Raw genomic sequence first — 25273 nt, 5'->3', positions numbered from 1 at the left:
CGAGCGAGAACGGTCAGGGACCGGGAGTTTTGTCAGGCACTCTCAGCCGGTTCTACGGCGACAGCTTGTCAATCAAACTCTGGATCTTGCCCGGCAGCGGCGTGCCCTCCTGGCGGCTGTAGAGGTCGCGCAATTGCCGGCCGATTTCGGAGAGGCTCATCGTACCCTTGACGATGAGCCGGTCGGCCTGCCGGCCGAGGCTCTCCTTCTCTTCGCTCGTGATCTCCTTGGCGGTGAGCACCACCACGGGGATGCTGTCGCCATCGGGGCGCCCACGCAGCGCCCGCAGGAAGGCGAAGCCGTCCATCACCGGCATCATCAGGTCGAGCAGGATCAGGCTCGGGCGGACCTGATCCAGGCTCTCCAGGGCGGCGGCGCCGTTCTCGGCCTCGCGCACCTGCCAGCCGTCGCGCTGGAGCGTGCGGCGCACCCGCTCTCGGGCGTCGGCGTCGTCGTCGACCACGAGCACGCTGCCCTCGCGGTCGACGGGGCGGTAGCGCTCCATCGCATCCTTGAGCGCACCCCAATCGATCGGCTTGACCATGTAGTCGGTGGCGCCGAGCACGTGAGCGAGGCTGAACTCGTTGACCACGCTTGTGATGATGACCGGCGTCTCGGCGATCTCGGGATCGGTGCGGATCGCGTGCAGCACCGCCCAGCCGTCCATGCGCGGCATCTCGATGTCGAGCAGGATCGCCCGCGGCTTCAGCGCCCGGGCCAAGGTCAGCCCGGCCCGCCCGTCATTGGCGGTGCGCACGCGGAACCCCTCGCGTTCGAGGAAGCGCTGAAGCAGGTCGCGGGCGGCCGGGTCGTCATCGACGAGCAGCACCACGTCGTGCAGATGCGCCTCGCCCTCGGTGATCTCCTGAACGCGGGCGGCGACGCTTTCCGCCTCGACCTCTTCCTCGTGGGCGGCGAGTTCGGCCGGCAGGCGGATCGTGAAGGTCGCGCCCTCGCCGAAGATGCTCTCGACGCCGATCGTACCGCCCATCCGCTCGACGAACGCGCGGGTGATGGCGAGCCCGAGGCCGGTGCCGCCGAACTGGCGCGTGGTCGATTCGTCGGCCTGGGAGAAGCGCTCGAACAGCCGGCCGATCTGCTCCTGCGTCAGGCCGATGCCGGTATCCGAGACGGAAAAACTCAGCCAGTCGGCCCCGTCCTTCCGCAGGCGCCGCACACCGAGGATGATCTCGCCCTCCTCCGAGAACTTCGCGGCGTTGCCGATCAGGTTGATCAGCGACTGGCGCAGCTTCAACTGGTCCTGATGCATCGCGCCCAGATCCCCCTCGAAATCGAGGCGGAAGTGGTTGCGCTTCTTCGTGATCAGGCTCTGCGTGGCGGCCGTGACATCCTCGATCAGGGACAGGACATCGAAGGTCTCCGCGGCCAGGGTCAGGCGACCGGCCTCGATCTTGGAAATGTCGAGCACGTCGTTGATGAGGCCGAGCAGGTGGCGGGCCGACGACTCGATCTTGCGCAGGTCCGGCAGCAGATCGGCCTGGCCCAGATCCTCCAGCTCCTCGCCGAGCATCTCGGAATAGCCGATCACCGCCGAGAGCGGCGTGCGCAGTTCGTGGCTCATGTTGGCCAGGAACTGGCTCTTGGCGAGGTTGGCCGCCTCCGCCGCGGCGCGGGCCTGCTCGATCGCGGCCTCGGCCTCCTTCCGGGCGGTAATGTCGATGTTGAGCCCGACCCATTCGCGGATGGAGCCGTCCTCGGCGAGGACCGGCACGCCGCGCACCTCCATGTCGCGCCAGACCGCGTCGTGGCGGCGCAGGCGGTACTCGACCTCGAACACCTTCACCTTCTCGACGCATTCGGCCCAGACCTCGGCGACGCGCGCCCGGTCGTCGGGATGGATCGCGTCGATCCAGCCCCAGCCCTGATAGGCCTCGTCGCTCTGGCCGGTATAGGCGGCCCAGCTGGGCTGGGGCGGCATCAGCTCCCCTTGCGCGGTCGTGCTCCAGATGACGGCGGCGGAAGCATCCACCAGCGCGCGGAAGCGCTGCTCGGAATGGCCCAGCGCGTCCTGCGCGACCCGCGTCTCGGTGACGTCGGTGTTGGTGCCGTACCAGCGCACGACGGTGCCGTCCGCATTGCGGACCGGCTCGGCCATCGACAGGAACCAGCGGTAGCGGCCGTCCTTGCCGCGCAGGGGGAAGGTGTCCTGCCACGATTCGCCCGCCGCGATGCAGGAGGCGAAGCGCTCCGCGGCGCCGGCAAGATGGTCGGGATGGTGCAGCTTGCGCCAGCCATGGTCGGCCATCTCGGCGGGCGTCGTGCCGGTGTAGTCGTACCAGCGGCGATTGTACCAGACGAGGGTGCCGTCGGCCTCGGCGATCCAGGCGAGTTGCGGCAAGGCGTCGGCGAGATTGCGGAAATCGGCCATGGTCGGCCCGGTTTCCGGCATCTTCCCGTCCTGTACGGTCACGGTGATGTCTCCCGTCAGCTTCGTCGGCATCATGGCTTCGTCGGCGTCGCAGCCGCGTCGTCACGGTTTGCGTCCGCCCGGTGTGGCCGGCTTTCGCGCGGATGCGAAATCAAAAGTCAGCGGCGCAGGCGGTTGCCGAGGACGAAGCCGAACAACCCCATCAGCACGATGCCCGCCGCCCCCTGCAGCCCGACCAGCAGGTTGGTGACGCGGCCCAGCGGCTTCACGCCGATCTCCGGCGGGTTGGCAGTCATCATGTTGAGCGCACTGTAGCTCACGAGATCGAGCGGGTTGTAGGTCGGCGTGTTCTCGCCCTCGTGGAAGAGCCCGCCCGTCGCCCCATAGGCCCCGGCGAACAGGACGATCCCGACGAGGAAGGCGCGGGCGATCCGCGACAGGCTCTCGCCATAATCGCACAGCCACTCGACGAAGCGGTCGGCGATCCATCGGTAGCCGGCGCTCAGCGTTCCGCGCACATCGCGGGCGAAAAAGGCCTTGCGGGCCCGCACGCCGGCATGGCGGCGGCCCATGCGGCGCCCGCGCTTGTAGGCCCAGCTCGCGCCCTCGGGGCTGCCGATGCTCTGAAGGTTGCGCTCGAGGGCGAGATAGCTCGCCTGGGCCGCCTCGTACTCGCCGGCGGCCTCCTCGCCGACCATCCCGCCGATCTGCTCGACGGAGAGCCGCACGCCTTCCAGCCACGCGCCGGCGAAGCGCGCGCGGTGCAGCTTGCACGTCGTGAGGTCGAGCCGCACGAGGCTGGTGCGGGAGAAGTCGGCCCCCGACATGTCCGCCCCGTCGAGGCGGGCCCCGGAAAAGTTGGCGCCCCGCAGCCGCGAGCCGACGAGCCGCGCCTTCTTCAGGCTCGCCCCCTCGAAATCCGCGCCGGTGAGATTGCAGTCGGAGAGGTTGGCCTCGTCGAGCCGAGCCTTTCGGAACACGGAATCGTCGGCATCCGCCCCGGTGAAGTCGGTACCCCACAGGTCGGCGCCCTCGAAGCGGGCGCCGTCGAGCAAAGCCTTGTCGAGCCGGGCAAAGCGCATGGTCGCGCCGGAGAAGTCGGCATCCTCCAGCATCGCCTCGCGGAAGGAGGCCTGCCCGCCGGCAATTCCGGCAAAGCGCGCGCCGCTGAGGTCCGCACCGGAAAAGTCTGCCTCCTCCAGGCAGGCATTCGCGAAGCCGGCCGAGCGCGCGAGCGCGCCGGCAAGCGAGGCGCGACGTAAGGAGGCGTCGGAAAAATCGGTCATCTCCAGCCGGGCGTCGGCGAGGTCGGCGCCGACCAGGTCGAGCCCGCCCGCGCCCTCCCTCCACCAGCGCGGCGGCGCCGTCGGATCGATGTGACCGTTCAGCGCGGCGCGCGACAGGGTGAGCCCGGCCAAGTCGTCGCGCCCGGCGATCGAGAACGGCACCGCGTCGTCCGACAGACGCGCGAGCAGTGCTGCGACGCGCGGATCATCGCCCTCCGCATCGCCCTGTCGCACCGCAAACGCCCCGCATGATCCCGCCCCCAAGCCCCATAGCCGGCCCGGCCCGAGCGACACAAGGCGAGGGGCCGTGGAAGGGACGCGGTTTTGCGAACGATCCTATGCTACCGCAACGGCTTTCCGTGCGTTGTGTGGCCACAGCGCGTGCGGCGCGAGTAAGGGGTTCAGGCGTGTCGGGCAAAATCCTGCTGGTGGAAGACCACGAGGAGATCTGGGATTTCCTGTCCCGCCGGCTCAAGCGCCGCGGCTACGAAGTCGTGCTCGCCCATGACGGCGAGGCGGGCGTGCAGCAGGCCCGCGCCGCCCAGCCCGACGTGATCCTGCTCGACATGAACCTGCCGATCCTCGACGGCTGGTCGACCGCCCGCGCCCTGAAGGCCGCGACCGATACCCGTGCCATCCCGATCATCGCGCTGACCGCCCACGCCATGTCGGGCGACCGCGACAAGGCGATCCAGGCCGGCTGCGACGACTATCACCCCAAACCGATCGACTTCCCCAAACTGCTCACCCAGATCGGCGCGGCGATCGGCGCGGGGGATTGAGGCGTCCGGCCCGCCTCCACCGCTCCGAACGATCCATTACCCGAACGGGCCCCGTTGCCCATGAGGACGCCATGACCACCGATCCGGTCACCACGCGGCTGCTGCGGCAAGCGCTGCCGGTGGTGACGACGCTCGCCTCGATGCTGCTGGTCGTGACGCTCGCCGGCGCGTTGTATTTCGGCCGCGACATCCTCGTGCCGGTGGCGCTCGCCATCCTGCTGAGCTTCGTCCTCGTGCCCGCCGTGCGGGCCCTGCGGCGCGTCCGGGTGCCACGGGTGGCGGCGGTGCTGCTGGTCGTGGTGCTGGCATTCGGCCTGCTCGGCGCCATCGGCAGCCTGATCGCCCGGGAGGCGGCGCAGCTCGCGACCGATCTGCCGCGCTACTCGCTGACCCTGCGCGACAAGATCACGGCCCTGCGCGCCGCCACCGCCGAGCGCGGAAGCCTGTCGGACACGTTCTCCGGCTTCTTCGACATGGCCGAGGAGATCGGCAAGGAGTTGCAGCCGCCCGCCTCCAAGACCGAGTCCGAGACGAACGCGCCGCTCGGCACGGTGGAGCGGCCGATGCAGGTCGAGATCCACGCCCCCCGCTCCGGGCTGCTGACGACGCTCGGCAGCGTGGCGGGCGGGGTGCTGCATCCGCTGGCGACGCTCGGCCTGATCCTGCTGTTCACGATCTTCATCCTGCTCCAGCGCGAGGATCTGCGAAACCGCGCGATCCGGCTCGCGGGATCGAGCGACCTGCGCCGCACCACCGCGGCGATCGACGACGCCACGAGCCGGCTCAGCCGGTTCTTCGTGGCGCAGCTCATCCTCAACGTCGCCTTCGGCCTCGTCATCGGCGTGGGCCTTTGGTTCATCGGCGTGCCGAGCCCGATCCTGTTCGGGGTCATCGCCGGCATCTCGCGCTTCGTGCCCTATGTCGGCGCGGTGATCTCGGCGGTGCTGCCGCTCGCCATCGCCGTGGCCGTCGATCCCGGCTGGTCGATGGCGATCCAGGTCGCGATCCTGTTTCTGATCGTGGAGCCCATCGCCGGGCACGTGGTGGAGCCGCTGCTCTACGGGCACTCGACCGGCATCTCGCCGATTGCGGTGATCCTCGCGGCGACGATCTGGACCTTCCTGTGGGGGCCGATCGGCCTCCTCCTCGCCACCCCGCTGACGGTCTGCCTCGTGGTGCTCGGCCGCCATGTCGAGCGGCTGTGGTTCCTCGACGTGATCCTCGGCGACCGCCCGGCGCTCGGCCCCCAGGAGATCTTCTACCAGCGCATGCTGGCGGGCGATCCGGCCGAGGCCGTCGACCAGGGGCGGCTGTTCCTGAAGGAGCGGGCACTCGTCACCTACTACGACGAGGTCGTGCTCCCGGGCCTGCGCATGGCCCAGGAGGATGCGGCACGCGGCATGCTCGACCGAGCCCGGCAGGGCGAGGTCGGCGCCGGCTTCCGCACGGTGGTCGAGGCGCTGGGGCTGGCGCGCAAGCGCGGCATGCCGCGGCGCTCACGCAAGCCCATCGGTGCCGAGGCCGAGGCCGCCTTCGCCGCAGTGGGGCCGGACCGGCACACCGCCGGCATCGTGCTCGGCCCTGACGACCTGGCTTCGGCCTGGCGCGGGCAGGCGCCGGTCCTGTGCGTGCCGAGCGGAGGTGCCTTCGACGAGGCCGCGACGCTGATGCTCGCCCAGACGCTTTCCCGCCACGGGCTCGGGGCACGGGTGGCGCCGGGCAACGCGTTACCGAATGCTCTGCCCGAGGGCGAGCGCCCGGCGATGATCTGCTTCTCCTATCTCGACCCGATCAGCCTGTCGCAGATCCGCCTGACCATCCGCCGCGCCCGCAAGGCCGCGCCGGGGGTGACGATCCTCGTCGGCTTCTGGCGCGAGCGCGACCCGGCTTCCCTCGGCCGCCTGCGCCGGGCGATCTCCGCCGACCTGCTCGTGACCTCGCTGAGCGACGCCCTCGACGCGGCGTTGGCACGGGCGCGGGCCGGGAAGGCTTCTCCGGCCTCGCCCCGGCTTCGGCAGGCGGCGGAGTAGGGGGTGGCCGGGCGATCCCGGTCAGGACAGGGCCACCAGGGCGACGCCCGCGATCATCAGCGCCCCTCCGAGAAGGCGCGTGACGCCCGCGGGATGGACGGTGAAGCCTTCGAGCCCGAAATGGTCGAGCGTGATCGAGGTGACGACGCCCGCGGTCACGAGAAGGCCAAGGAAGGCCGCCGCGCCGATCCGCTGCGCGACGAAGAGCTGGGCCAGGATGACGCCGGCGCCGAGCGCACCACCGAACCACGCCCAGACCGGCGTCTGACCGGCCTGCTGAAGGCTCGGCAGGTGCAGACGCCCGGTGGCGAGGCCGATGCCGAGCATGGTGACGGTGCCGACCAGCATCGACACGAGCCCGGCCGCGAAGGGCTGCTCGCCGAAGGATTTGGCGAGTTGGGTGCTTTGGCCGGGCTGCACGGCCGTGGCGATGCCGGCGAGCAGGGCAATGCCGTAGAGGACGATCATCGTTTCGGGTTCCTGCGGCGAGCCGCGATGAGGGGTCCGGATCCCGCGCGATCCCGGGACGATTCTTCGAAGCCTCCGTTGAAGGCTGCCTGCTGACGGGGGTGCGCGGGAAACCGGGGCCCGCCCGCGCCGTTCCGTGGCGCGAGACCATCAGCCGCGGTTCATCAAGCGCAGCCTATGGAGGCGCACGCGCCGCGCGGAGCCCGCCTTCCGGCGCCTCCCATCGGCTTTCCCGGAGCCTGTCCGTGCCGCCCGTTTCCCCCACGCCGTCGCGCCTCGACACCCTCATCGCCATCCCCGTGCGCAACGAGGCCGAGCGGATCGCCCGCTGCCTGACGGCGATCGACCGGCAGACCGGCCTCGCGCCGGGGCGGCTCGGGCTCGTGCTGTTCCTCAACAACTGCACCGACGACACGGCGGAGATCGTCGCCCGTCTCGTGCCGGCGCTCTCGATTCCCGTCCGGGTGATCGAGCGCGTTCATGCCGGGGCGCATGCGGGCTGGGCGCGCCGCGCGGCGATGGACGCGGCGGTCGCGTGGCTCGAAGCGGAGGGGACGGCCTCCGCGACGGCGACGCTCCTGACGACCGATGCCGACAGCATCGTGCCGCCGGATTGGGTCGCGGCCAACCTCGCCGCCCTGGAGGCGGGTGCCGACGCGGTCGCCGGCCGGGTCGAGCTGATCCCGGAGGAGGCGGCCCTGCTGCCGCCCTCGCTGCCCGCCCGCGGCCGGCTGGAGGACACCTACGACGCGCTCATCACCGAGATGGAGGCGCGCATCGATCCCGATCCGCACGATCCCTGGCCCTGCCATCGCACCACCATCGGCGCTTCGCTCGCCGTGCGGCTTCCTGCCTACCGCGACGTCGGCGGCATGCCGGAGATTCCCCTCGGCGAGGATGGCGCCTTCGTCGGCGCCCTGCTCCAGCGGGGCTTTCGCGTGCGCCATGACCGGGCGGTGCTGGTGCTGATCTCGGCCCGGCTCACCGGCCGGGCGGCCGGCGGCGTCGCCGACACGATCCGCTCCCGCTGCGAGGAGCCCGACGCCCTGTGCGACGCCCGCATGGAGCCGGTGCCCCGCGCGCTCCACCGCTACGTCTGGCGGGCGCGGCTGCGCCGCCTCTACGACGAGGGCCGTCTCACCCGCGATCTCGCCTGGGCGCGCCGGCTCGGCATCCCTGAAGGCGAAGCCCGCCGCATCGCCGCCCTGCCACGGGTCGGCGAGATCGTCGCGGCGGTCGATCGCGCCAGCCCGCGCCTCGCCTACCGCCCGCTGATGCCGCGGCAGCTTCCCGGCCAGATCCGGCTCGCCCGCCTCGTCCTGCCGCTGTTGCGCGCGAGCCTCCGCCTGCGCCGTTCGGCGCCGTCGGCACGCCCGGTCGCCCCAACGGCCACCGCCGACGCGTAAAGTCCGGGATCCCAAAGGGGTCACCCCTTTGGCGGGGCGCCGGGGCAGCGCCCCGGCCTTCTTCCAGGGCTCCGCCCTGGACCCGCGAAAGGGCTTGCCCTTTCGAAACCCCGGATTTCAGGCTTCGTCGCGTGTCGGGCCGAAGATCGGCTCGAAGGCGGCGCGCAGCGCCATGTCCACCTCGGGCAGGCTGACGATGCGGCCGAGGTCGGCCAGGCTCGTGACCCCGTGCTCGCGCACGCCGCAGGGCACGATGCCGGAGAAGTGGGCGAGGTCCGGCTCGACGTTGAGGCTGATCCCGTGCAGGCTCACCCAGCGCCGCACCCGGATGCCGATCGCCGCGATCTTGTCCTCGACGGTCGGCCCCTTGTCCGGCCGGCGCACCCAGACCCCGACCCGGTCCTCGCGGCGCTCGGCCCGCACGGTGAAGGCGTCGAGCGTCGCGATCAGCCACGCCTCCAGGCTCGCCACATAGGCCCGCAGGTCGGGCCGGCGCCGGTTGAGGTCCAGCATCACGTAGGCGATGCGCTGGCCGGGCCCGTGATAGGTGTACTGCCCGCCCCGGCCCGTGCGGTGGACGGGGAAGCGCTCCGGCTCGACGAGGTCGGCGGTCTTGGCCGAGGTGCCCGCCGTATAGAGCGGCGGATGCTCCAGGAGCCAGACGAGTTCGTCCGCCTCGCCGCGGGCGATGGCCGTGGCGCGGGCCTCCATCTCGGCCTCCGCCTCCTGGTAGTCGACGAGGGTGTCGGTCACGCGCCAGACCACCGGCGGCGCGCCCGCCCGCGGCAGGAATGTCGCGGGTGCGATCGAAAGCCGGGAAGCGGGTGCCGTGAAGGAATTGTTTACCAAGACTTCACCATCGCGTGCGGAAGGTTTTCCGGGTTTTTAACAAACGGAGCATCCGCGCGTGGCGGTCCTGGACGAATTGCAGGTCGATCTCAAGGTCGTACTGGGGCGCAGCCACATGCCGCTGCACATGCTGCTGCGCATGGGCCGCGGCGCGGTGATCGAGCTGGAGGCCACCGAGACCGACATGGTCGAGATCCTCGCCAACGATCACCCGATCGCCCGCGGGCAGATCGTGGTGACCGGAAACCGCATCTCCGTGGAGGTGACCGAGCTGATCCGCAAGGCCGAGGTCGTGCGCACCCCCGGCGTGACCATCGGCGAGGGCGCCGTGCCGATCCTCGACGACGCGGGCGCGATGCCCTGAGCGGATTTCGAGGCGGCAAAACGCCAAGAAGCGCATCCGGCGCTTGTGCCCGCCCCGGGCATCTGTTATCCGCTGCGCCGCCCACACAAGACACCGGCCGCCACAAGCGGCACGGCGGCAAGGGCGGCCATGGCGGAATTGGTAGACGCGCTAGCTTGAGGTGCTAGTCCCGCGAGGGGTGGAGGTTCGAGTCCTCTTGGCCGCACCATACTCTTTCCTGAGTGATCGGAAGGAGTTGGGGCGAAAATTAGAAGCGAAATAGCCGCAATCACGCAGCGGTCTCACACAAGACTTCCCGGCGCTGCGCGTTGATGGAAGCATCCCCCGGAGAGGGTCTTTCCATCCGGCGCGGCGATGTTCCGTGATCGCTCGGCTGGTTCGAGGCGCATGGCATCGGCCCGGCATTGATGCTGCGCCGACCTCTCACGATCGAAGCCGCTGTTCGGTTGTTTCGTCCGCGGTGACCATCCCGGGGGATCGGCCGACCATCGCCGTGAGCGGCAGGGTCCGGCCGCATTCCCTCGATGAAGCGGGCGCCCTCGGCGTTGGCGGCTGTTCCGAAAATCTGCCTTTGACGAGCCCGATCCGGACGACGCCGTCTTCGGGAACGCCCTCCGACGCGCGAGCGAACGCAGCGTCACCCGAGACAGGGCTGGAGGCGTGACGCTCAGCGACGGCCTTCGATGCTGTTCGAGAACGCCCGGCCGGCGGACGCCGCACCGTTGGGCAGCGGCAACCAGAATCACAGCTGGCCGTGTGACGGGAGCGTCCGCACTCGCAACGCGCCGCCGCGAGCCGCTCTTCTCGGCATGGTCGAAGGATCGGCGCATCGACCCCGCCAGACGGAAGATAAAGGCGCAAATTAATTGCCGAAAGTTCCCGGATGATTTTGCCTAACCGACTGATAAGCCAGCGTTTTCGGCAGTGAAATGTTGCAGATCCGGCACATCATTCCACGATCATGAGAGAATTATAATCCGATCGGCAGATAACAGATCCCGATGGATTGTCGGCGTCGCCGGTTCCCCGCATGGTTGGGCCGTGACCGAAAGCAGAGTCAGAGCAAAGCAGCGTTGAAGGCCGCAGGCGCTCCTGGAACGGAGCCCATCTCTCTGTATTCGTCGCCAATTGATCGCTCGGCGCATAACTGACGAAAAAGCGCCCGCTCGAAATGGGAGGGATGAACTATGGCTTTGCCAATCACGTTCAATAATACCACGTATGCTCCTGGCTTCCTTGGAACCGACGACGGCGGCGCATCCGGAAACTTTCAGGTCGATACCGCCTCGACCTATTCCGTCACAGTATCAGGCACCATCAACGCTGTCGGCGATCCAGTAACGCTGACCTATGGAGCCGATGCTCCCGCCGGTTTTGCAGGCACGTCCATTCAGCTGACCTCGACGCAGTTCGACAATTCGGGCCAGATCCTGTTCATAAGCAGAGCCATTCCGCCCGGGGAGACGGAGACCGGCAACTACCGCTACCTTCTCTCGAACACCCAGGTGGTCGGCTCGAATCCGCCTGCCGGGTCCACCCGGACGCGCTTCCTGGCCGACGGCAACAACACGCTCGGCGATTACAACGTCCAGGCTGCGCCCTGCTTCACCACGGGCACCCTCATCCGCACGGCCCGCGGCGAGGTTGCGGTCGAGGATCTGATCGTCGGCGATCTCGCCGTGACGGCCTCCGGAACGCTGCGTCCCATCACGTGGATCGGCAACCGCGCCCTCGATACCAAGGGTGAGGCGCTGCCCCACAACGAGCAGCCCATCCGGATCCGCGCGGGCGCCTTCGGCCCCGGCCTCCCGGCGCGCGATCTGCGCCTCTCGCATGGCCATCCGGTGCTCGTCGGCGCCGATGCCAACGGCGAGGGCGGCGTGCTGGTGCCCGTGATGTGCCTGATCAACGGCACCTCCGTCCTCCGCGAGCCGGCGACGCAGGTGACCTACTGGCATGTCGAGCTGGATGCGCACGACATCCTGCTCGCCGAAGGTCTGGCTGCCGAGAGCTACTACGACATGGGCAGCCGGGTCTGGTTTGCGGGCGAGGACGGCCGGCTGACCGATCCCGACTTCGTGCCGGCCGGCGAGCACGGCCGCTGCCGCCCGGTGGCGGTGGACGGCGCCCTCGTGGACGGTGAGCGGCAGCGGCTCGGCGCGGTCTTCGCCGCGGAGATCGACGGCCACGCCGCCTGGACCGACATGCCGGTGTGGCGCGCCGCGTAACAGGGCGACCGACCACGCGCCTCTGCCGAACCCCGGCAGGGGCGCGTGGCGTCGGGCCCGCCCGCGGCCACCGAGCAGGCCGGATGCGATCCGGGGCGATGCCCCGGCGCCGCGGCGCCTATATGAAAGGCCGTCCCTTTCCCCGGAGATGGCCCATGGACCTCGACGTTTCGCTTCACATCGCCGGCCGCTGGCGTCCCGGTGGCGGCGGCGGAACCCTGGCCGTCCTCAACCCGGCTACGGGCGAGGCGATCGGCCGGGTCGCGGTTGCGACGCGGGCCGATCTCGACGAGGCGCTGGAGGCGGCCGAACGGGGCTTTGCCGCGTGGCGGCGGGTCTCCGCCTTCGACCGGTCCAAGGTGCTGCGCCGGGCCGCCGCGCTGATGCGCGAGCGCGCGGAGGACATCGCCCGCACCATGACCGTCGAGCAGGGCAAGCCGCTCGCCGAATCACGGATCGAGACCGGGGTGGCGGCCGACATCATCGAGTGGTTCGCCGAAGAGGGCCGGCGCGCCTACGGCCGGGTCATCCCCGCCCGCGCCGAGGGCGTGCTGCAGATCGTCACCCGTGAGCCGGTCGGGCCGGTGGCGGCCTTCACGCCCTGGAATTTCCCGATCAATCAGGCCGTGCGCAAGCTCTCGGCGGCGCTGTGCACCGGCTGTCCCGTCATCCTCAAGGGACCGGAGGACACCCCGGCCTCCTGCGCCGAACTGGTGCGCGCCTTCCTCGATGCGGGCGTGCCCGGCGACGCGCTCGCCCTGGTCTACGGCGATCCGGCCGAGATCTCCGGCTATCTCATCCCGCACCCGGTGATCCGCAAGATCACCTTCACCGGCTCGACCGCGGTCGGCAAGCAGCTCGCGGCGCTCGCGGGCCAGCACATGAAGCGGGCGACGATGGAACTCGGCGGCCATGCTCCGGCGATCGTGTTCGACGATGCCGATATCGACACCGCCGTGCGGGTGCTGTCCGCCAACAAGTACCGTAACGCCGGCCAAGTCTGCGTCGCCCCGACCCGCTTCCTCGTGCAGGAGAACGTGTACGACCGCTTCGTCGACGGCTTCGTGGCCGCCTCAAAGGCGCTCAAGGTCGGCGACGGCCTCGATCCCGAGACGCAGATGGGTCCCCTCGTCCACGGCCGCCGTGTCGAGGCGATGGAGGCCTTCGTGGCCGATGCCGAGGCGAAGGGCGCGCGCCTCCTCACCGGCGGCAGCCGCATCGGCAATCGCGGCCACTTCTTCGAGCCCACCGTCTTCGCCGACGTGCCGCTGGAGGCCCGGATCATGAACGAGGAGCCGTTCGGACCGATCGCGGCGATCCGACGCTTTTCCGATGAAGCGGAGGCGCTCACCGAGGCCAACCGCCTGCCCTACGGGCTCGCGGCCTACGCCTATACCCGCTCCGGCACCCGGGCGAACCGGGTCGGGGCGGGGGTCGAGGCCGGCATGATCTCGATCAACCACCACGGCATCGCGCTGCCCGAGACGCCCTTCGGCGGCGTGAAGGATTCCGGCTACGGCAGCGAGGGCGGCTCGGAGGCGATCGAGGCCTATCTCACGACGAAATTCGTGACGCAGGCCAACGCCTGACCGGGCCGGGGTGGCGCCGTCGCTCGCCACCCCGGCCGCCACGTCACCGGTCAAGCGTGCCTCCGCCGAGCCGATGCAGTGCCCGTTATGAGAGGGTGGGACTGCTCTGATCCACAGCCGAACTTGAGCAAATGAAACTTTTCTTGAGGTTCGGGAGTTTAAGCCCTCACGAACTCAAGAAAAGGACAGCTTGATTCAAGCGAGCTGCTCCGAGGGAAGCGCTCGCATGCTGTATCCTCTTTACGAGGCCGGCCATCTCATGCTCGCACCGATGCGCTTGGCGGCGGAGGCTACCAAGCTTGCCTGCGAGAACCCGTTCAATCCCTTCGCCTACGCCCCGCAGAGCCGCACCATGGCCGCGGGCTGCGAGATGTTCGAGCGCGCCACCCGCGTCTACGCCAAGCCGGCCTTCGGGCTCGGCGTGCCGGAGCGAGTGGTCTGGGAGCGCCCGTTCTGCCGCGTCGTCGCCTTCGGCGAGCCCTCCGCGGAACGGGAGGCGAAGCCCAAGCTCCTGATCGTCGCGCCGATGTCGGGCCACTACGCCACGCTGCTGCGCGGCACGGTCGAGGCGTTCCTCCCCAGCCATCAGGTCTTCATCACCGATTGGTCCGATGCGCGTCAGGTGCCGGCGAGCGCCGGCCGGTTCGGCCTCGACGACTACATCGATACCTGCATCGCCCTGTTCGCGGCGCTCGGGCCGGACCTTCACGTCGCGGCAGTCTGTCAGCCCTCGGTGCCGGTGCTCGCCGCCATCGCCCGCATGGAGGCGCAGGATCATCCGCTCGTGCCGCGCTCGGCCGTGCTGATGGGAGGGCCGGTCGATACCCGTCGCTCGCCCACCGCCGTCAACATTATGGCCGAGGCGAAGGGCTTCGCGTGGTTCGAGCGGCACTGCATCCATACGGTGCCGGGCGGATATCCGGGAGCGGGCCGCGCGGTCTATCCGGGCTTCCTTCAGCTCGCCGGCTTCATGGGGATGAACCTCGAGCGCCACCGGGACGCCCACCACGCGATGTTCGACCATCTCGTGCGCGGCGACGGCGACTCGGCCGCACGCCACCGCGCCTTCTACGACGAGTATCTCGCGGTCATGGACCTGACTGCCGAGTTCTACCTTGAGACGATCGAGCGGGTCTTCATCAGCCACGACCTGCCCCGCGGCACCCTGCGTCATCACGGCGAACGGGTCGATCTCGGCGCGATCCACCGCTGCCACCTGATGGCGGTGGAGGGCGAGAAGGACGACATCACCGGCCTCGGCCAGACGAAGGCCGCCCTCGATCTCGCGGTGAACCTGCCCGAGGCGGCCAAGACCTACCACATGCAGCCTGGCGCCGGGCATTACGGCATCTTCAACGGCTCGCGCTTCCGCCAGGACATCGTGCCGTTGGTGCTGGGCTTCATGGAACGCAGCCTGCGGCCCGCCGCGCCGCGTCCGGCCCCGGTCGTGCCGGCACCGGAGCCGCATCCGATCCTTCTGCGCCACAGCCCCGTCCTGCAGTCTCCGCGCGCCACACCCGCCCGCGCCATCATGCTGCCCGAGGCCATGGCCGATCGGCAGGAACGACCGGAAGCGATCCGGCAGCGGATTGCCCTGTAACCGTTGCTCCCAACCGCTCTCCGCCATCCGTCAAAGCGGCCGCCGATTCCTTCGGCGGCCGCTTTGACGTGGAAGGGACGCTGCGACCCCACCGCGTTTGACCCGCCCCCGCGCTGGAATTATGCATTCAAAAAGCCATGCGCCCGTACAGGCTGCGGCGCGGGGAGGGAGGTTCCACTTGGGCGCGAGCGCGACACCGGGCGAAGCGGCTTTTGGGGCAACGGCCTCCAGCGCGCGGGCGAAGGCCCGCAACGATGCGGGGCTGCCGCGCAAGCTCGCGGAGACCCTGCAGGGCGAGGCCCGCTTCGACGCCTTCACCCGCGGACGCTACGCCACCGATGCCTCGATCTACCAGATCATGCCGGCGGGCGTGGTCTTCCCCAAGAGCGCCGCCGACATCGCCGCGACGCTGAAGGTCGCGGCCGACTACGACGTCCCCGTGATCCTGCGCGGCGGCGGCACCTCGCAGAACGGCCAGCCGATCGGCTCCGGCCTCGTGGTCGATTGCTCGCGCCACTTCAACGGTGTGCTCGCCTACGACGCGGAAGGGGGCACGGTCACCGTCGAACCCGGCCACGTGCTGGAGCGCCTCAACGCGCGGCTGAAAGCCGACGGCTGGTTCTTCCCCGTCGAGCCCTCGACCGCGACCCGCTGCACCATCGGCGGGATGGCCGGCAACAATTCCTGCGGCGCCCGCTCGCTCCGCTACGGCAAGATGAGCGACAACGTGCTCGCTCTGGAGGCCCTGTTCCACGACGGCGCCGCCTTCGGCTTCGGGCTCACCGGCAACGCGGCGAGCGCCGTGACCGGCGGCGCGCGGGCGGAAGACCTCGCCCGACGCATGCTCGCTTTGGCGGATGCCCACCGCGACGAAATCGAGACGATGTACCCGAAGGTGCAGCGGCGGGTCGGCGGCTACAATCTCGATTCGCTGATAGAACCGCGCCCGAACCTCGCCCACCTCCTCGTCGGCTCGGAAGGAACGCTCGCTGCCACCACCGCGGTGACGCTCAAGCTCTCCCGTCTACCGACCCACCGGGCCATGGGCGTGTGTCACTTCCCCTCGTTCCGCGCGGCCATGGAGACGACGAAGGCGATCGTCGGCCTCGACCCCGTGGCGGTCGAACTCGTCGACAACAACGTGCTCGTGCTCGGCGCCGACATCCCGCTGTTCCGCACGACCCTGGCCGACATCACGCGAGGCCAGCCGAACTGCCTGCTGCTGGCCGAGTTCGCCGGCGACGACCTTGCCGCGCTGAAGCGAGACCTCAGGCGCCTCGACCAGTGCATGGCCGATCACGGCTTTCCCGACGCGGTCGTCGAGGTCGTGGAGCCGAACCGCCAGAAGGCGGTCTGGGAGGTGCGCGAGGCCTGCCTCAACATCATGATGTCGATGAAGGGGGACGCCAAGCCCGTCTCCTTCATCGAGGATTGCGCCGTCCCTCTGGAGCATCTGGCCGACTACACCGATGCGGTCACCGAGGTGTTCTCGCGGCACGGCACCCGCGGCACGTGGTACGCCCACGCCTCCGTCGGCTGCCTGCATGTGCGCCCGATCCTCGACATGAAGCAGGGCGGCGATGTCAAAAAGATGCGCGCCATCGCCGAGGAGACGGCAGAGCTGGTGCGCCGTCACAAGGGCTCCTATTCGGGCGAGCACGGCGACGGCATCTCGCGCTCCGAATTCGTGGAGCCGCTGTTCGGCCAAAAACTCACCCGCGCCTTCGAGACGGTGAAGGACGGCTTTGATCCCGACAACCGCCTGAACCCCAACAAGATCGTCCGTCCGCTGAAGATGGACGACCGCACGCTGATGCGCTTCGGCCCCGGCTACGCGGTGAGCGCCCCGCAGAAGACGGCGCTGGACTGGTCGGATTGGGGCGGGTTCGGCCCGGCGGTCGAGATGTGCAACAACAACGGCACCTGCCGGAAGCTTGCCGGCGGCGCGATGTGCCCCTCCTACCGCGCCACCCGCGACGAGCAGCACCTGACCCGCGGACGCGCCAACTCGCTGCGCCTCGCGATCTCGGGCCAGCTCGGGCCGGACGCGTTCCTGTCGCCTGAAATGAAGCGCACGATGGATCTGTGCGTGTCGTGCAAGGCGTGCCGCCGGGAATGCCCGACCGGCGTCGACATGGCCAAGATGAAGATCGAGTTCCTGCACCATTACCACGCCCGGCACGGCCTGCCGCTGAAGGAGCGGCTGGTCGCCGAGATGCCGCGCTACGCCGGCGTCGCCGCAGCCCTCGCGCCGCTGCTCAACCTGCGCAACCGCTACCCGGCGCTCGCCCGGTTCGGTGAGGCATGGACCGGCTTCTCCGCGCGCCGCTCGCTGCCGGAATGGCGCCGGCCCTGGCGGGAGACCGGCGAGGTGGCCCATCCGCAAGACGTGGCGGGCGACCACCGCGACCTCGTCCTGTTCGGCGACACCTTCAACCGCGCCTTCGAGCGCGAGAACCTGGAAGCCGCCGAGCGGGTGCTGCGCGCGGCGGGCTACCGCCTGCACCGCGTCGTCGCCCATGAGGGCCGCCGCCCGCTCTGCTGCGGCCGCACCTATCTCGCCTCCGGCCAGACCGACAGGGCGCGCGAGGAGGCTCGGCGCACGCTCGACACGCTCCTGCCCTTCGTGCGGGCCGGCGCCCGCGTGGTCGGCCTGGAGCCGTCCTGCCTCCTCACCTTCCGCGACGAGTTTTTGTCCCTGCTGCCGCGGGAGGAGGCGAGCGCGTTGGCCCAGAGCGCCCTGCTGTTCGAGGAACTGCTCGCCGCCGATCTCGCCGCCGGCCGCATCAGCCTCCCGCTCGCCGACCAGGGCGGCCGGGTCGCCCACCTGCACGGCCATTGCCACCAGAAGTCGTTCGGAGTGATGGGGTCGGTGGAGACGGTGCTGCGCACCGTGCCGGGGCTCGATGTGCGCGTCATCGAATCGAGCTGCTGCGGCATGGCCGGCGCCTTCGGCTACGGCAAGGATACGATCGACGTCTCCTTCGCCATGGCCGAGCTGTCGCTGTTCCCGGCGCTCCGGAAAGCGTCCGCCGACGACCTCGTGGTCGCCGACGGCACGAGCTGCCGCCACCAGATCCACGACGGTCTCGGCCGCGACGCGATCCACGTGGCCCGCGTGCTCGATACAGCCCTTATGCCGGCGGGCTGACCGCGGCTCAGGGTCGCCGCTTCGGAACGCAGGCCGTCCCATCCGGTTGTCGCGGCAATCCCCGAACAGGAGCCGTGATGTCCGATCCGCTGACCAAGTACCCGCGCCCGCCCTTCGAGACGCCGTCGCAGAGTTTCCCCGGTAAGACGGGCAAGATGGCGCCCGAGCCCGACCACGGCGAGGAGAGCTACAAGGGCTCCGGCCGGCTCGCCGGCAAGGTGGCCCTGGTGACGGGCGGCGACAGCGGCATCGGCAAGGCGGTCGCCATCGCCTATGCCCGCGAGGGCGCCGACGTGGCGATCTCCTACCTGCCCGACGAGCAGGCGGATGCGGAGAGCGTCGGCCAATGGATCGAGAAGGCGGGCCGGCGCGCCCTGCTGCTGCCCGGGGACATCAAGGACGCGGCCTATGCCCGCGAGATCGTCGAGCGCACGGCCAAGGAATTCGGCCGGCTCGATATCCTGGTGAACAACGCCGCCTTCCAGCAGCCGAACCAGGGCGTCGCGGACATCGACGACGACGTGTTCGAAAAACACTTCCAGACCAACATCTTCGGCCCGTTCTACGCCACCAAGGCCGCGCTGGCGCATCTCAAGCCCGGCGCCTCGGTGATCTTCACCTCCTCGGTCAATTCCAAGCACCCGGTGCCGACCCTGTTCGCCTACAGCGCCACCAAGGGCGCGCTCAGCAACATGGTGCTCGGCCTCGCACAGTTGCTCGCCGAAAAGGGCATCCGCGTGAACGGCGTGCTGCCCGGCCCGATCTGGACGCCGTTCATCCCCGCCGGGATGAGCGAGGATGCGGTGAAGACCTTCGGCAGCCAAGTGCCGTTCAACCGCCCCGGCCAGCCGGCGGAGCTCGCCTCGGCCTATGTGATGCTGGCAGCCGAAGAGAGCAGCTACACCTCCGGCGCCCTGATCACCGTCGCCGGCGGCATGCCGATCTTCTGACATCCCCTCCGCCACCCCGGCGCATCGTCCTCGATCCGAGATCCAGGACGATGCGCCGGCGGCGGAGCCGAAGCCGATCAGGGTCTGGCCTCCCGGATCTGCCCGGCGAGGAAGGCTTAGGCCCGGTGCCACGCCTCGTCGGTATCACCGCGGAAATTGAGGTCGCGGGTCAGCACCGCGTGGCCGGTGTGCGTATCGACCACCCGCGCGAAGATCTGCAGGATCAACGTGCTGCTCTTGTGGACCACACCGACGAAGACGAGGCTCGCATCCGCTTCCCGGGCAGCGGCGAGGAGGCATTCGGGGTGCTCGCCCGGGCAACGGGTGCGGAGCGTCTCCGAGGCGAGCCGCAGGGTGCGGTAGCTGCCGTCGCTGCCGAGATCGGCCGCGAGATCCTGGGCCATGACCGCGAGGCGGCGGGCGTGCTCCGGCCCCTGGTCGATCGGCTCGCCGGACGTGTCGAGGAGCTTCAGCGGCAGGATCGCCAAGGTCGTCGGTCTCGGCTCGGCGCACGGGGCGGACGGCGCTGCCGCCAGGATGAGACCGGCCGCAGCAAGCTGCGCGCCCCATCGGGCGCCATAGGTTCCGCTCATGATCACCCCGTTCCACCAACACCGCATGAGGCGGCTCAGGGGGACGCTACGGCGCTCGGGGCCCGGCCTCTTGCCATTCGGTGCCGCCCGGTCGAGCCTGCGCACCGGGAGGAGGGCCCATGGACAGGGCGGGACTGACGCGGGCGTGCACAATGGGCCCGATCGTGGGGGCGGTGGAGACCGCGGGCGGTTCGATCGCGCGGGTGTTCCGGCGGGCCGAGATGCCGCTCGCCCTGATGGACGCGCCCGACCGCCTCATCCTGCTGCGCGATCAGCTCCGCCTCGTGGAAGAGGCCGTGCGCGAGAGCGGCGACCCTGCCTTGCCCGCCCGGCTCTCCATCGCCACGGGAATCGGCGGCCTCGGCGCCATCGGCCGGCACGTCCGTGCATGCGCGACCCTCGGCGCGGCGCTGGCGCGGGTCGAGGCGATCACGCCGGAGCTTCTCCAGACCGCGACCTGGACCGGCCTGCGCCAGGAGGGCGGGGACGCCGTCTACGGGTACGCCGTCGCCGAGCGGATCGAGGTGGGGCGGCAAGCCAACGAGATGCTGGCGCTCGGCTACCTGCTGGGCACGGTGAGGCACTTTCTCGGGCCACGCTGGCGCCCGCGGCGCGCGATCTTGACCGGCGCGACCCTGCCCGACCGGGCCGAGATCGAGCGCGTCTTCGGTTGCGATCTGGATCTCGGGCCGCGTGCCGGCCTTCACTTCGGCCCCGCGCTGCTGACCACGCCGAATCCAGCGCCCGGCCCGCTCCTCGACACGCCGCCGCAACCGCTGCCGGACGGCCTGCCGGCCTGCGTCGCCGGGCTGGTCGATCTCGCACTGTGCGAGGGCCGTCCCTCGATCGACTGGGTCGCACGCCGGCTCGGCCTGTCGCGGCGCGGCTTGCAGCGGCGGCTGGAGGCGGAGGGCACGGGCTTCGCACACATCCTCCAGCATGTTCTGCGGGTGCGTGCCGAGGCGTTGCTGGCGCAGCCCACAAGCCCCATCGGCCGGATCGCGCTCGATCTCGGCTACGCCGATGCGGCCCACTTCACCCGTGCCTTTCTCGGCTGGACCGGCCTGACACCACGGGCTTGGCGCCGCCTGCACCTCACAAGTCCAGGTGTCGAAAGGACAGGTCCTTTCGCGGGTCCAGGGCAGAGCCCTGGAGACAAGCCGGGGCGCTGCCCCGGCACCCCGCCAAAGGAATGATCCCTTTGGGATCCCGGGATTTTCAGCGGTACGCGGACATCCAGCCGAGGCCGGCTTCCGTGCCGGAAGCGGGCAGGTATTCGCAGCCGATGAAGCCGTCGTAGCCGAGGCGGTCGAGGGTCGCGAACGCGGCGGCGACATCGATGCGGCCGGTGCCGGGCTCGTGGCGGCCGGGGGCGTCGGCGATCTGGACGTGAGCGATGCGGGCGCGGTAGGCTGCGAGTTCGGTGGCCAGATCCTCGCCCATCATCGCCATGTGGTAGAGGTCGGCCTGGATGAAGAGGTTTGCGGCGCCGACCGCCTCGATCACGCGAGCGGCGTCGGCGAGACGGTTCAGGAAGAAGCCTGGCATGTCGCGGTCGTTGATCGGCTCGATCAGCAGGCGCAGGCCCGCTCGTCCCAGCGCGTCGGCGGCGTAGGCGAGATTTTCGGTCAGCGTCGCGAGAAGGCACGCCCGCTCGATGCCGGCCGGTATGAGGCCGGCAAGACAGTTGATCTGCCGGCATCCGAGTGCCCCGGCATATTCGATCGCGCGCGCGACGCCCTCGCGAAATTCGCAGACCCGGTCGGGCAGGATGGCGATGCCGCGCTCGCCCGCCGCCCAGTCGCCGGGCGGCAGGTTGTGCAGCACCAGCGGCAGGCCCGTCTCCGCGAGGCGGTGCGCCAGCGCCTCCTTCGGCTCGACATAGGGAAACTGCATCTCCACGGCCGCGAATCCGGCAGCGCGGGCTGCCGCGAACCGATCGAGCAGCGGCCGTTCGGTGAACAGCAGGCTCAGATTGGCAGCGAAGCGGGGCATATCCGGGCCGTCTGGTCGCACAAAATGCATTCAAAAATGATGGATTTTGCCGACATCAATCGATGTCGGCTGTGGCCGGCTCGCGGGAGATGGGCTGCGCGGCCTCCCGGTCGGCCGCGGCCTTCCGCTTGTTGCGCAGGTGGCGGAACAGGATGTCGCTGAGTTCCGAACCGGCCCGGCGGCGCAGGGCGTCGAGGATTTCCTCGTGCTCGCGCATCGCCTCGCCCCAGCGGTCGCGGTTGGCATCGAGATTGGCCGAGTAGCGTGCCCGCCGCAGACGCCCGGCGAAGCCGGCATAGGTGGCGCTCAAGGGCCCGTTGCCGGCGGCCTGAACGATCCGGTCGTGGATCGCCTGATTGCACGCGAAGTAGCCGTGCAGGTCGCGCCGCAGATAGTGGCCGTACATCTCATGGTGGAGCCGCTCGATCTCGGCAAAGGCCTCGTCCGTGATGCGCTCGCAGGCGAGACGGCCGGCCAGGGCCTCCAACCCGCCCATCACGTCGAACAGCTCGACGATTTCCTGCTCGCCGATCCGGCGCACCCGCGCCCCACGGTTCGGCAGCAGGTCGATCAGCCCCTCCGAGGCCAGGACCTTCAGCGCCTCCCGCAGGGGCGTGCGCGAGATGCCGAAGCGCTCGCACAGGAGCCGTTCGGGGACACGGGCGCCCGGCGCGAGATTGCCCTCGACGATGAATTCGCGCAGCCGCGCCAGCACCTCGTCGTGGAGGGAATGCACGAGGTTTTCCCGAGGCTTGGCCGGCAGTTCGACCGGGAGCGGGGCGGGGAGGGGGATCGGGCCGTCTGCGCCCTCCGATTCGCGTTCGGCGCGTGTCATGGCGGAAGTCATGGCCGATTGGTAGCAGCGGGCTCAACCGCCGTCGATGGGACGAATGTAGGCATGATACTTCTTGTCTCGGCTAAAAATGAATGCAAACCTACAGGATGAAACGACCGGGCATGACGTGAAGCGCCCGGCATCCGGCCCAACGGGAGGGACCATGACGCGCCGCACCGGACGACACTTCCTGCACATTCCGGGTCCGAGCCCGGTGCCGGAGCGCGTGCTGCGCGCCATGGACCGGCAGGTGATCGACCATCGCGGGCCGGACTTCGGCGTGCTCGGCCGCGAGGTGCTGGAGGGCTGCCGCACGATCTTCCGCACCAAGGGACCGGTGGTGATCTATCCGGGCTCCGGCACGGGGGCCTGGGAGGCAGCGATCGTCAACACGCTCTCCTCGGGCGACCGGGTCTTGATGTTCGAGACCGGCCACTTCGCCACGCTATGGCGTCAGATGGCGGCGCGGTGGGGCATCGAGGTCGAGTTCGTGCCCGGCGATTGGCGCCACGGCGTCGATCCGGCCCTGGTGGAGGCGAAGCTCGCCGAGGACCGCAGCCACACCTTCAAGGCGGTGATGGTGGTCCACAACGAGACCTCCACCGGCGTGACGAGCCGCATCCCCGCCATCCGCAAGGCGATCGACGCTGCCGGCCACCCGGCGCTGCTGCTGGTCGACACGATCTCCTCGCTCGGTTCGGTCGATGTCCGCCACGACGAGTGGGGCGTCGACGTCACCGTCAGCGGCTCGCAGAAGGGCCTGATGCTGCCGCCGGGCCTCGGCTTTACCGCGATCTCGGACAAGGCGCGGGCGGTGGGCAAGTCCAACAACCTCCCCCGCTCCTACTGGGACTGGGAGGAGATGCTGAAGCCCAACGCCAACGGCTACTTCCCCTACACGCCGGCCACCAACCTGCTCTACGGCCTGCGCGAGGCGGTCGCGATGTTGATGGAGGAGGGGCTCGACAACGTCTTCGCCCGCCACCAGCGGCTGGCCGCCGCGACCCGCGCCGCGGTCGAGGCCTGGGGGCTCGAGGTTCTGTGCCTGAACCCCGACGAGCACTCGCCGGTGCTCACCGCCGTGATGATGCCGGACGGCAAGGGGGCGGATGCCTTCCGCGCGCTCGTGCTCGACAAGTTCGACATGTCGCTCGGCGCCGGGCTGTCGAAGCTCGCCGACAAGATCTTCCGCATCGGCCATCTCGGCGAGACCAACGACCTGACCCTGATGGGCGCCCTGTCCGGCGTCGAGATGGGCTTGGCGGCGGCCGGCGTGCCGCACCGGCAGGGCGGCGTGCTCGCCGCCATGGCGCGCCTGCGCTCCGGCCTCGACGGCTGATCTTTTCCCGAACGCCCACGCCCCGGGCCAAGCCGCGCGTCAGATGCGGGGCCCGGGGCGCTTGCTCATAAGAACCGGAGGAAGCCCCGATGATCACGATCCCACGCCGCGTGACGGCGCCGGGCATGGTGCTGTTCTTGCTCTGCCTGATGTACTTCATCACCTATGTCGACCGGGTCAACGTCGGCACCGCCGCCCCGGAGATCAAGCGCGAACTCGGCCTCAGCAACACCGAACTCGGCCTTGTCTTCTCGGCCTTCGCCTACCCCTACGCGGTGTTCCAGATCGTCGGCGGCGTGATGGCCGACAAGTGGGGGGCGCGGCGCACCCTGCTCTTCTGCGGCCTGATCTGGGCGGCGGCGACGGTGGCGACCGGCTTCGTCGGCGGCGTGGTCTCGCTGTTCCTCGCGCGCTTCGCGCTCGGCTTCGGCGAGGGCGCCACCTTCCCCACCGCGACGCGGGCGATGCAGTCCTGGGTCGCCAAGGACCAGCGCGGCTTCGCGCAGGGCATCACCCACTCGTTCGCCCGCTTCGGCAACGCCATCACGCCGCCGCTGGTAGTGCTGATGATGGCCTATGTCGGCTGGCGCGGCGCCTTCGTCGTGCTCGGCATCGTCAGCTTCGCCTGGGTGCTGGTCTGGGCGTTCTATTACCGGGACGACCCGCGCGAGCATAAGGCCATCACGAACGAGGATCTGGAGCGGCTGGCGATCCACGACCGGACGGCCAAGCCCGCCGCCAAACCGCCGGTGCCGTGGCGCCGGCTGATCCCGCGCATGGCGCCCGTCACGCTGACCTATTTCTGCTACGGCTGGTCGCTCTGGCTCTACCTCAACTGGCTGCCCTCCTTCTTCAAGGACGGCTACGGCCTCGACATCAAGAACTCGGCCCTGTTCGCCTCGGGCGTGTTCTTCGCGGGCGTGGTCGGCGACACGCTCGGCGGCGTGATCTCCGACCGCATCCTGAAGAAGACCGGCGACCTGCAGAAGGCGCGCCGCAACGTGATCAGCTTCGGCATGCTGGGCGCCGCCGCCTGCCTCGCGGGCGTGTTCTTCACCAAGGAGCTGACCCTGGTGGCGCTGCTCTTGAGCGGCGGATTCTTCTTCCTCGAACTGGTGATCGGGCCGATCTGGTCGGTGCCGATGGACATCGCCCCGCAATATGCCGGCACCGCGAGCGGGCTGATGAATTTCGGCTCGGCCTTCGCCGCGATCGTCTCGCCGCTCACCTTCGGCCTGATCGTGGATCTCACCGGCAACTGGATCCTGCCGTTTGCCGGGTCGGTCGGCCTGCTGCTTCTGGGCGCGGGCCTCGCCTTCACCATGCACCCCGAGCGCCCGTTCGAGGATGAACCGGCGCCCGTGACCCCGCGGGTGGTACCGGCGGAGTAGAACCGTCCCGTCGCCGCGCTCTCCCCGC

The 25273-nt window shown here is 69.8% G+C and carries 19 protein-coding genes and 1 tRNA gene; 13 read left to right on the top strand and 7 right to left on the bottom strand.

The genetic code is table 11. The features are described 5' to 3' along the window. Positions 1-52: 52 nt before the first annotated feature. Entirely contained in the window at positions 53-2461 is a 2409-nt protein-coding gene (locus tag Y590_RS20390; RefSeq protein ID WP_502689472.1) for a hybrid sensor histidine kinase/response regulator, read from the bottom strand. Between the two features lie 86 nt (positions 2462-2547). Beyond that, positions 2548-3909: a pentapeptide repeat-containing protein gene (locus Y590_RS20385; protein WP_060771449.1), complete on the bottom strand. Its 1362-nt coding sequence runs from the start codon at positions 3907-3909 to the stop codon at positions 2548-2550. A gap of 173 nt (positions 3910-4082) precedes the next feature. Here Y590_RS20385 and Y590_RS20380 point away from each other — a divergent pair, with 173 nt between their 5' ends. Beyond that, the gene (locus tag Y590_RS20380; protein WP_060771448.1) at positions 4083-4457 is read left to right on the top strand and encodes a response regulator; all 375 of its coding nucleotides are present in this window, start codon (positions 4083-4085) and stop codon (positions 4455-4457) included. A 71-nt stretch (positions 4458-4528) separates the two neighbouring features. Then, complete coding sequence (locus tag Y590_RS20375) at positions 4529-6487, top strand: AI-2E family transporter (protein WP_060771447.1); 1959 nt, start codon at positions 4529-4531, stop codon at positions 6485-6487. A 21-nt stretch (positions 6488-6508) separates the two neighbouring features. On the opposite strand, the gene Y590_RS20370 is transcribed toward Y590_RS20375, so the two are convergent. Continuing rightward, positions 6509-6955 carry a DMT family transporter gene (locus Y590_RS20370; RefSeq protein WP_060771446.1) on the bottom strand — a complete coding sequence of 149 codons (447 nt, stop codon included), beginning with the start codon at positions 6953-6955 and terminating at the stop codon, positions 6509-6511. 245 nt (positions 6956-7200) lie between these two features. Between Y590_RS20370 and Y590_RS20365 the strand changes: the two genes are divergently transcribed. Next, on the top strand, positions 7201-8361 hold the full coding sequence (locus Y590_RS20365) for a glycosyltransferase family 2 protein (RefSeq protein ID WP_060771445.1): 1161 nt from the start codon (positions 7201-7203) through the stop codon (positions 8359-8361). Positions 8362-8478: 117 nt separating this feature from the next. On the opposite strand, the gene lipB is transcribed toward Y590_RS20365, so the two are convergent. Continuing rightward, positions 8479-9210, bottom strand: a complete 732-nt coding sequence (lipB, locus tag Y590_RS20360; protein WP_060771444.1) for a lipoyl(octanoyl) transferase LipB — start codon at positions 9208-9210, stop codon at positions 8479-8481. Positions 9211-9268: 58 nt separating this feature from the next. Here lipB and Y590_RS20355 point away from each other — a divergent pair, with 58 nt between their 5' ends. From Y590_RS20355 to Y590_RS20325, 7 genes are all read left to right on the top strand, one after another. Then, positions 9269-9574 carry a FliM/FliN family flagellar motor switch protein gene (locus Y590_RS20355; protein WP_060771443.1) on the top strand — a complete coding sequence of 102 codons (306 nt, stop codon included), beginning with the start codon at positions 9269-9271 and terminating at the stop codon, positions 9572-9574. A 123-nt stretch (positions 9575-9697) separates the two neighbouring features. Continuing rightward, positions 9698-9782 (top strand) — tRNA-Leu (locus tag Y590_RS20350). Positions 9783-10761: 979 nt separating this feature from the next. After that, positions 10762-11802: a Hint domain-containing protein gene (locus Y590_RS20345; RefSeq protein WP_060771442.1), complete on the top strand. Its 1041-nt coding sequence runs from the start codon at positions 10762-10764 to the stop codon at positions 11800-11802. Positions 11803-11957: 155 nt separating this feature from the next. Further along, positions 11958-13391: an NAD-dependent succinate-semialdehyde dehydrogenase gene (locus Y590_RS20340; protein ID WP_060771441.1), complete on the top strand. Its 1434-nt coding sequence runs from the start codon at positions 11958-11960 to the stop codon at positions 13389-13391. 226 nt (positions 13392-13617) lie between these two features. Continuing rightward, a complete protein-coding gene (locus tag Y590_RS20335; protein WP_060771440.1) occupies positions 13618-14991 on the top strand; it encodes a polyhydroxyalkanoate depolymerase in 1374 nt (457 codons plus the stop codon). A gap of 178 nt (positions 14992-15169) precedes the next feature. Then, positions 15170-18142 (top strand): FAD-binding and (Fe-S)-binding domain-containing protein, encoded by a 2973-nt coding sequence (locus Y590_RS20330; RefSeq protein WP_060771439.1) that lies wholly within the window; start codon positions 15170-15172, stop codon positions 18140-18142. Between the two features lie 77 nt (positions 18143-18219). Then, on the top strand, positions 18220-19092 hold the full coding sequence (locus tag Y590_RS20325) for an SDR family oxidoreductase (RefSeq protein WP_060771438.1): 873 nt from the start codon (positions 18220-18222) through the stop codon (positions 19090-19092). 116 nt (positions 19093-19208) lie between these two features. Here Y590_RS20325 and Y590_RS20320 read toward each other — a convergent pair whose 3' ends face one another. Continuing rightward, a complete protein-coding gene (locus tag Y590_RS20320; RefSeq protein ID WP_286161788.1) occupies positions 19209-19685 on the bottom strand; it encodes a DUF2380 domain-containing protein in 477 nt (158 codons plus the stop codon). 152 nt (positions 19686-19837) lie between these two features. Here Y590_RS20320 and Y590_RS20315 point away from each other — a divergent pair, with 152 nt between their 5' ends. After that, positions 19838-20881, top strand: a complete 1044-nt coding sequence (locus Y590_RS20315; RefSeq protein ID WP_286161787.1) for an AraC family transcriptional regulator — start codon at positions 19838-19840, stop codon at positions 20879-20881. Between the two features lie 22 nt (positions 20882-20903). Here Y590_RS20315 and hyi read toward each other — a convergent pair whose 3' ends face one another. Both hyi and Y590_RS20305 read right to left on the bottom strand, forming a co-directional pair. Beyond that, positions 20904-21680 carry a hydroxypyruvate isomerase gene (hyi, locus tag Y590_RS20310; protein WP_060771437.1) on the bottom strand — a complete coding sequence of 259 codons (777 nt, stop codon included), beginning with the start codon at positions 21678-21680 and terminating at the stop codon, positions 20904-20906. Between the two features lie 55 nt (positions 21681-21735). Continuing rightward, entirely contained in the window at positions 21736-22515 is a 780-nt protein-coding gene (locus tag Y590_RS20305; RefSeq protein WP_060771436.1) for a GntR family transcriptional regulator, read from the bottom strand. A gap of 163 nt (positions 22516-22678) precedes the next feature. On the opposite strand from Y590_RS20305, the gene Y590_RS20300 reads away from it, so the two are divergent. Both Y590_RS20300 and Y590_RS20295 read left to right on the top strand, forming a co-directional pair. Then, complete coding sequence (locus tag Y590_RS20300) at positions 22679-23854, top strand: pyridoxal-phosphate-dependent aminotransferase family protein (RefSeq protein ID WP_060771435.1); 1176 nt, start codon at positions 22679-22681, stop codon at positions 23852-23854. An 89-nt stretch (positions 23855-23943) separates the two neighbouring features. Continuing rightward, entirely contained in the window at positions 23944-25245 is a 1302-nt protein-coding gene (locus tag Y590_RS20295) for an MFS transporter (RefSeq protein WP_060771434.1), read from the top strand. The last annotated feature ends 28 nt before the right edge of the window (positions 25246-25273 follow it).

This window comes from Methylobacterium sp. AMS5 (assembly GCF_001542815.1).
Classification (GTDB): domain Bacteria; phylum Pseudomonadota; class Alphaproteobacteria; order Rhizobiales; family Beijerinckiaceae; genus Methylobacterium.
This window is presented reverse-complemented; position numbering and strand designations above follow the sequence as displayed.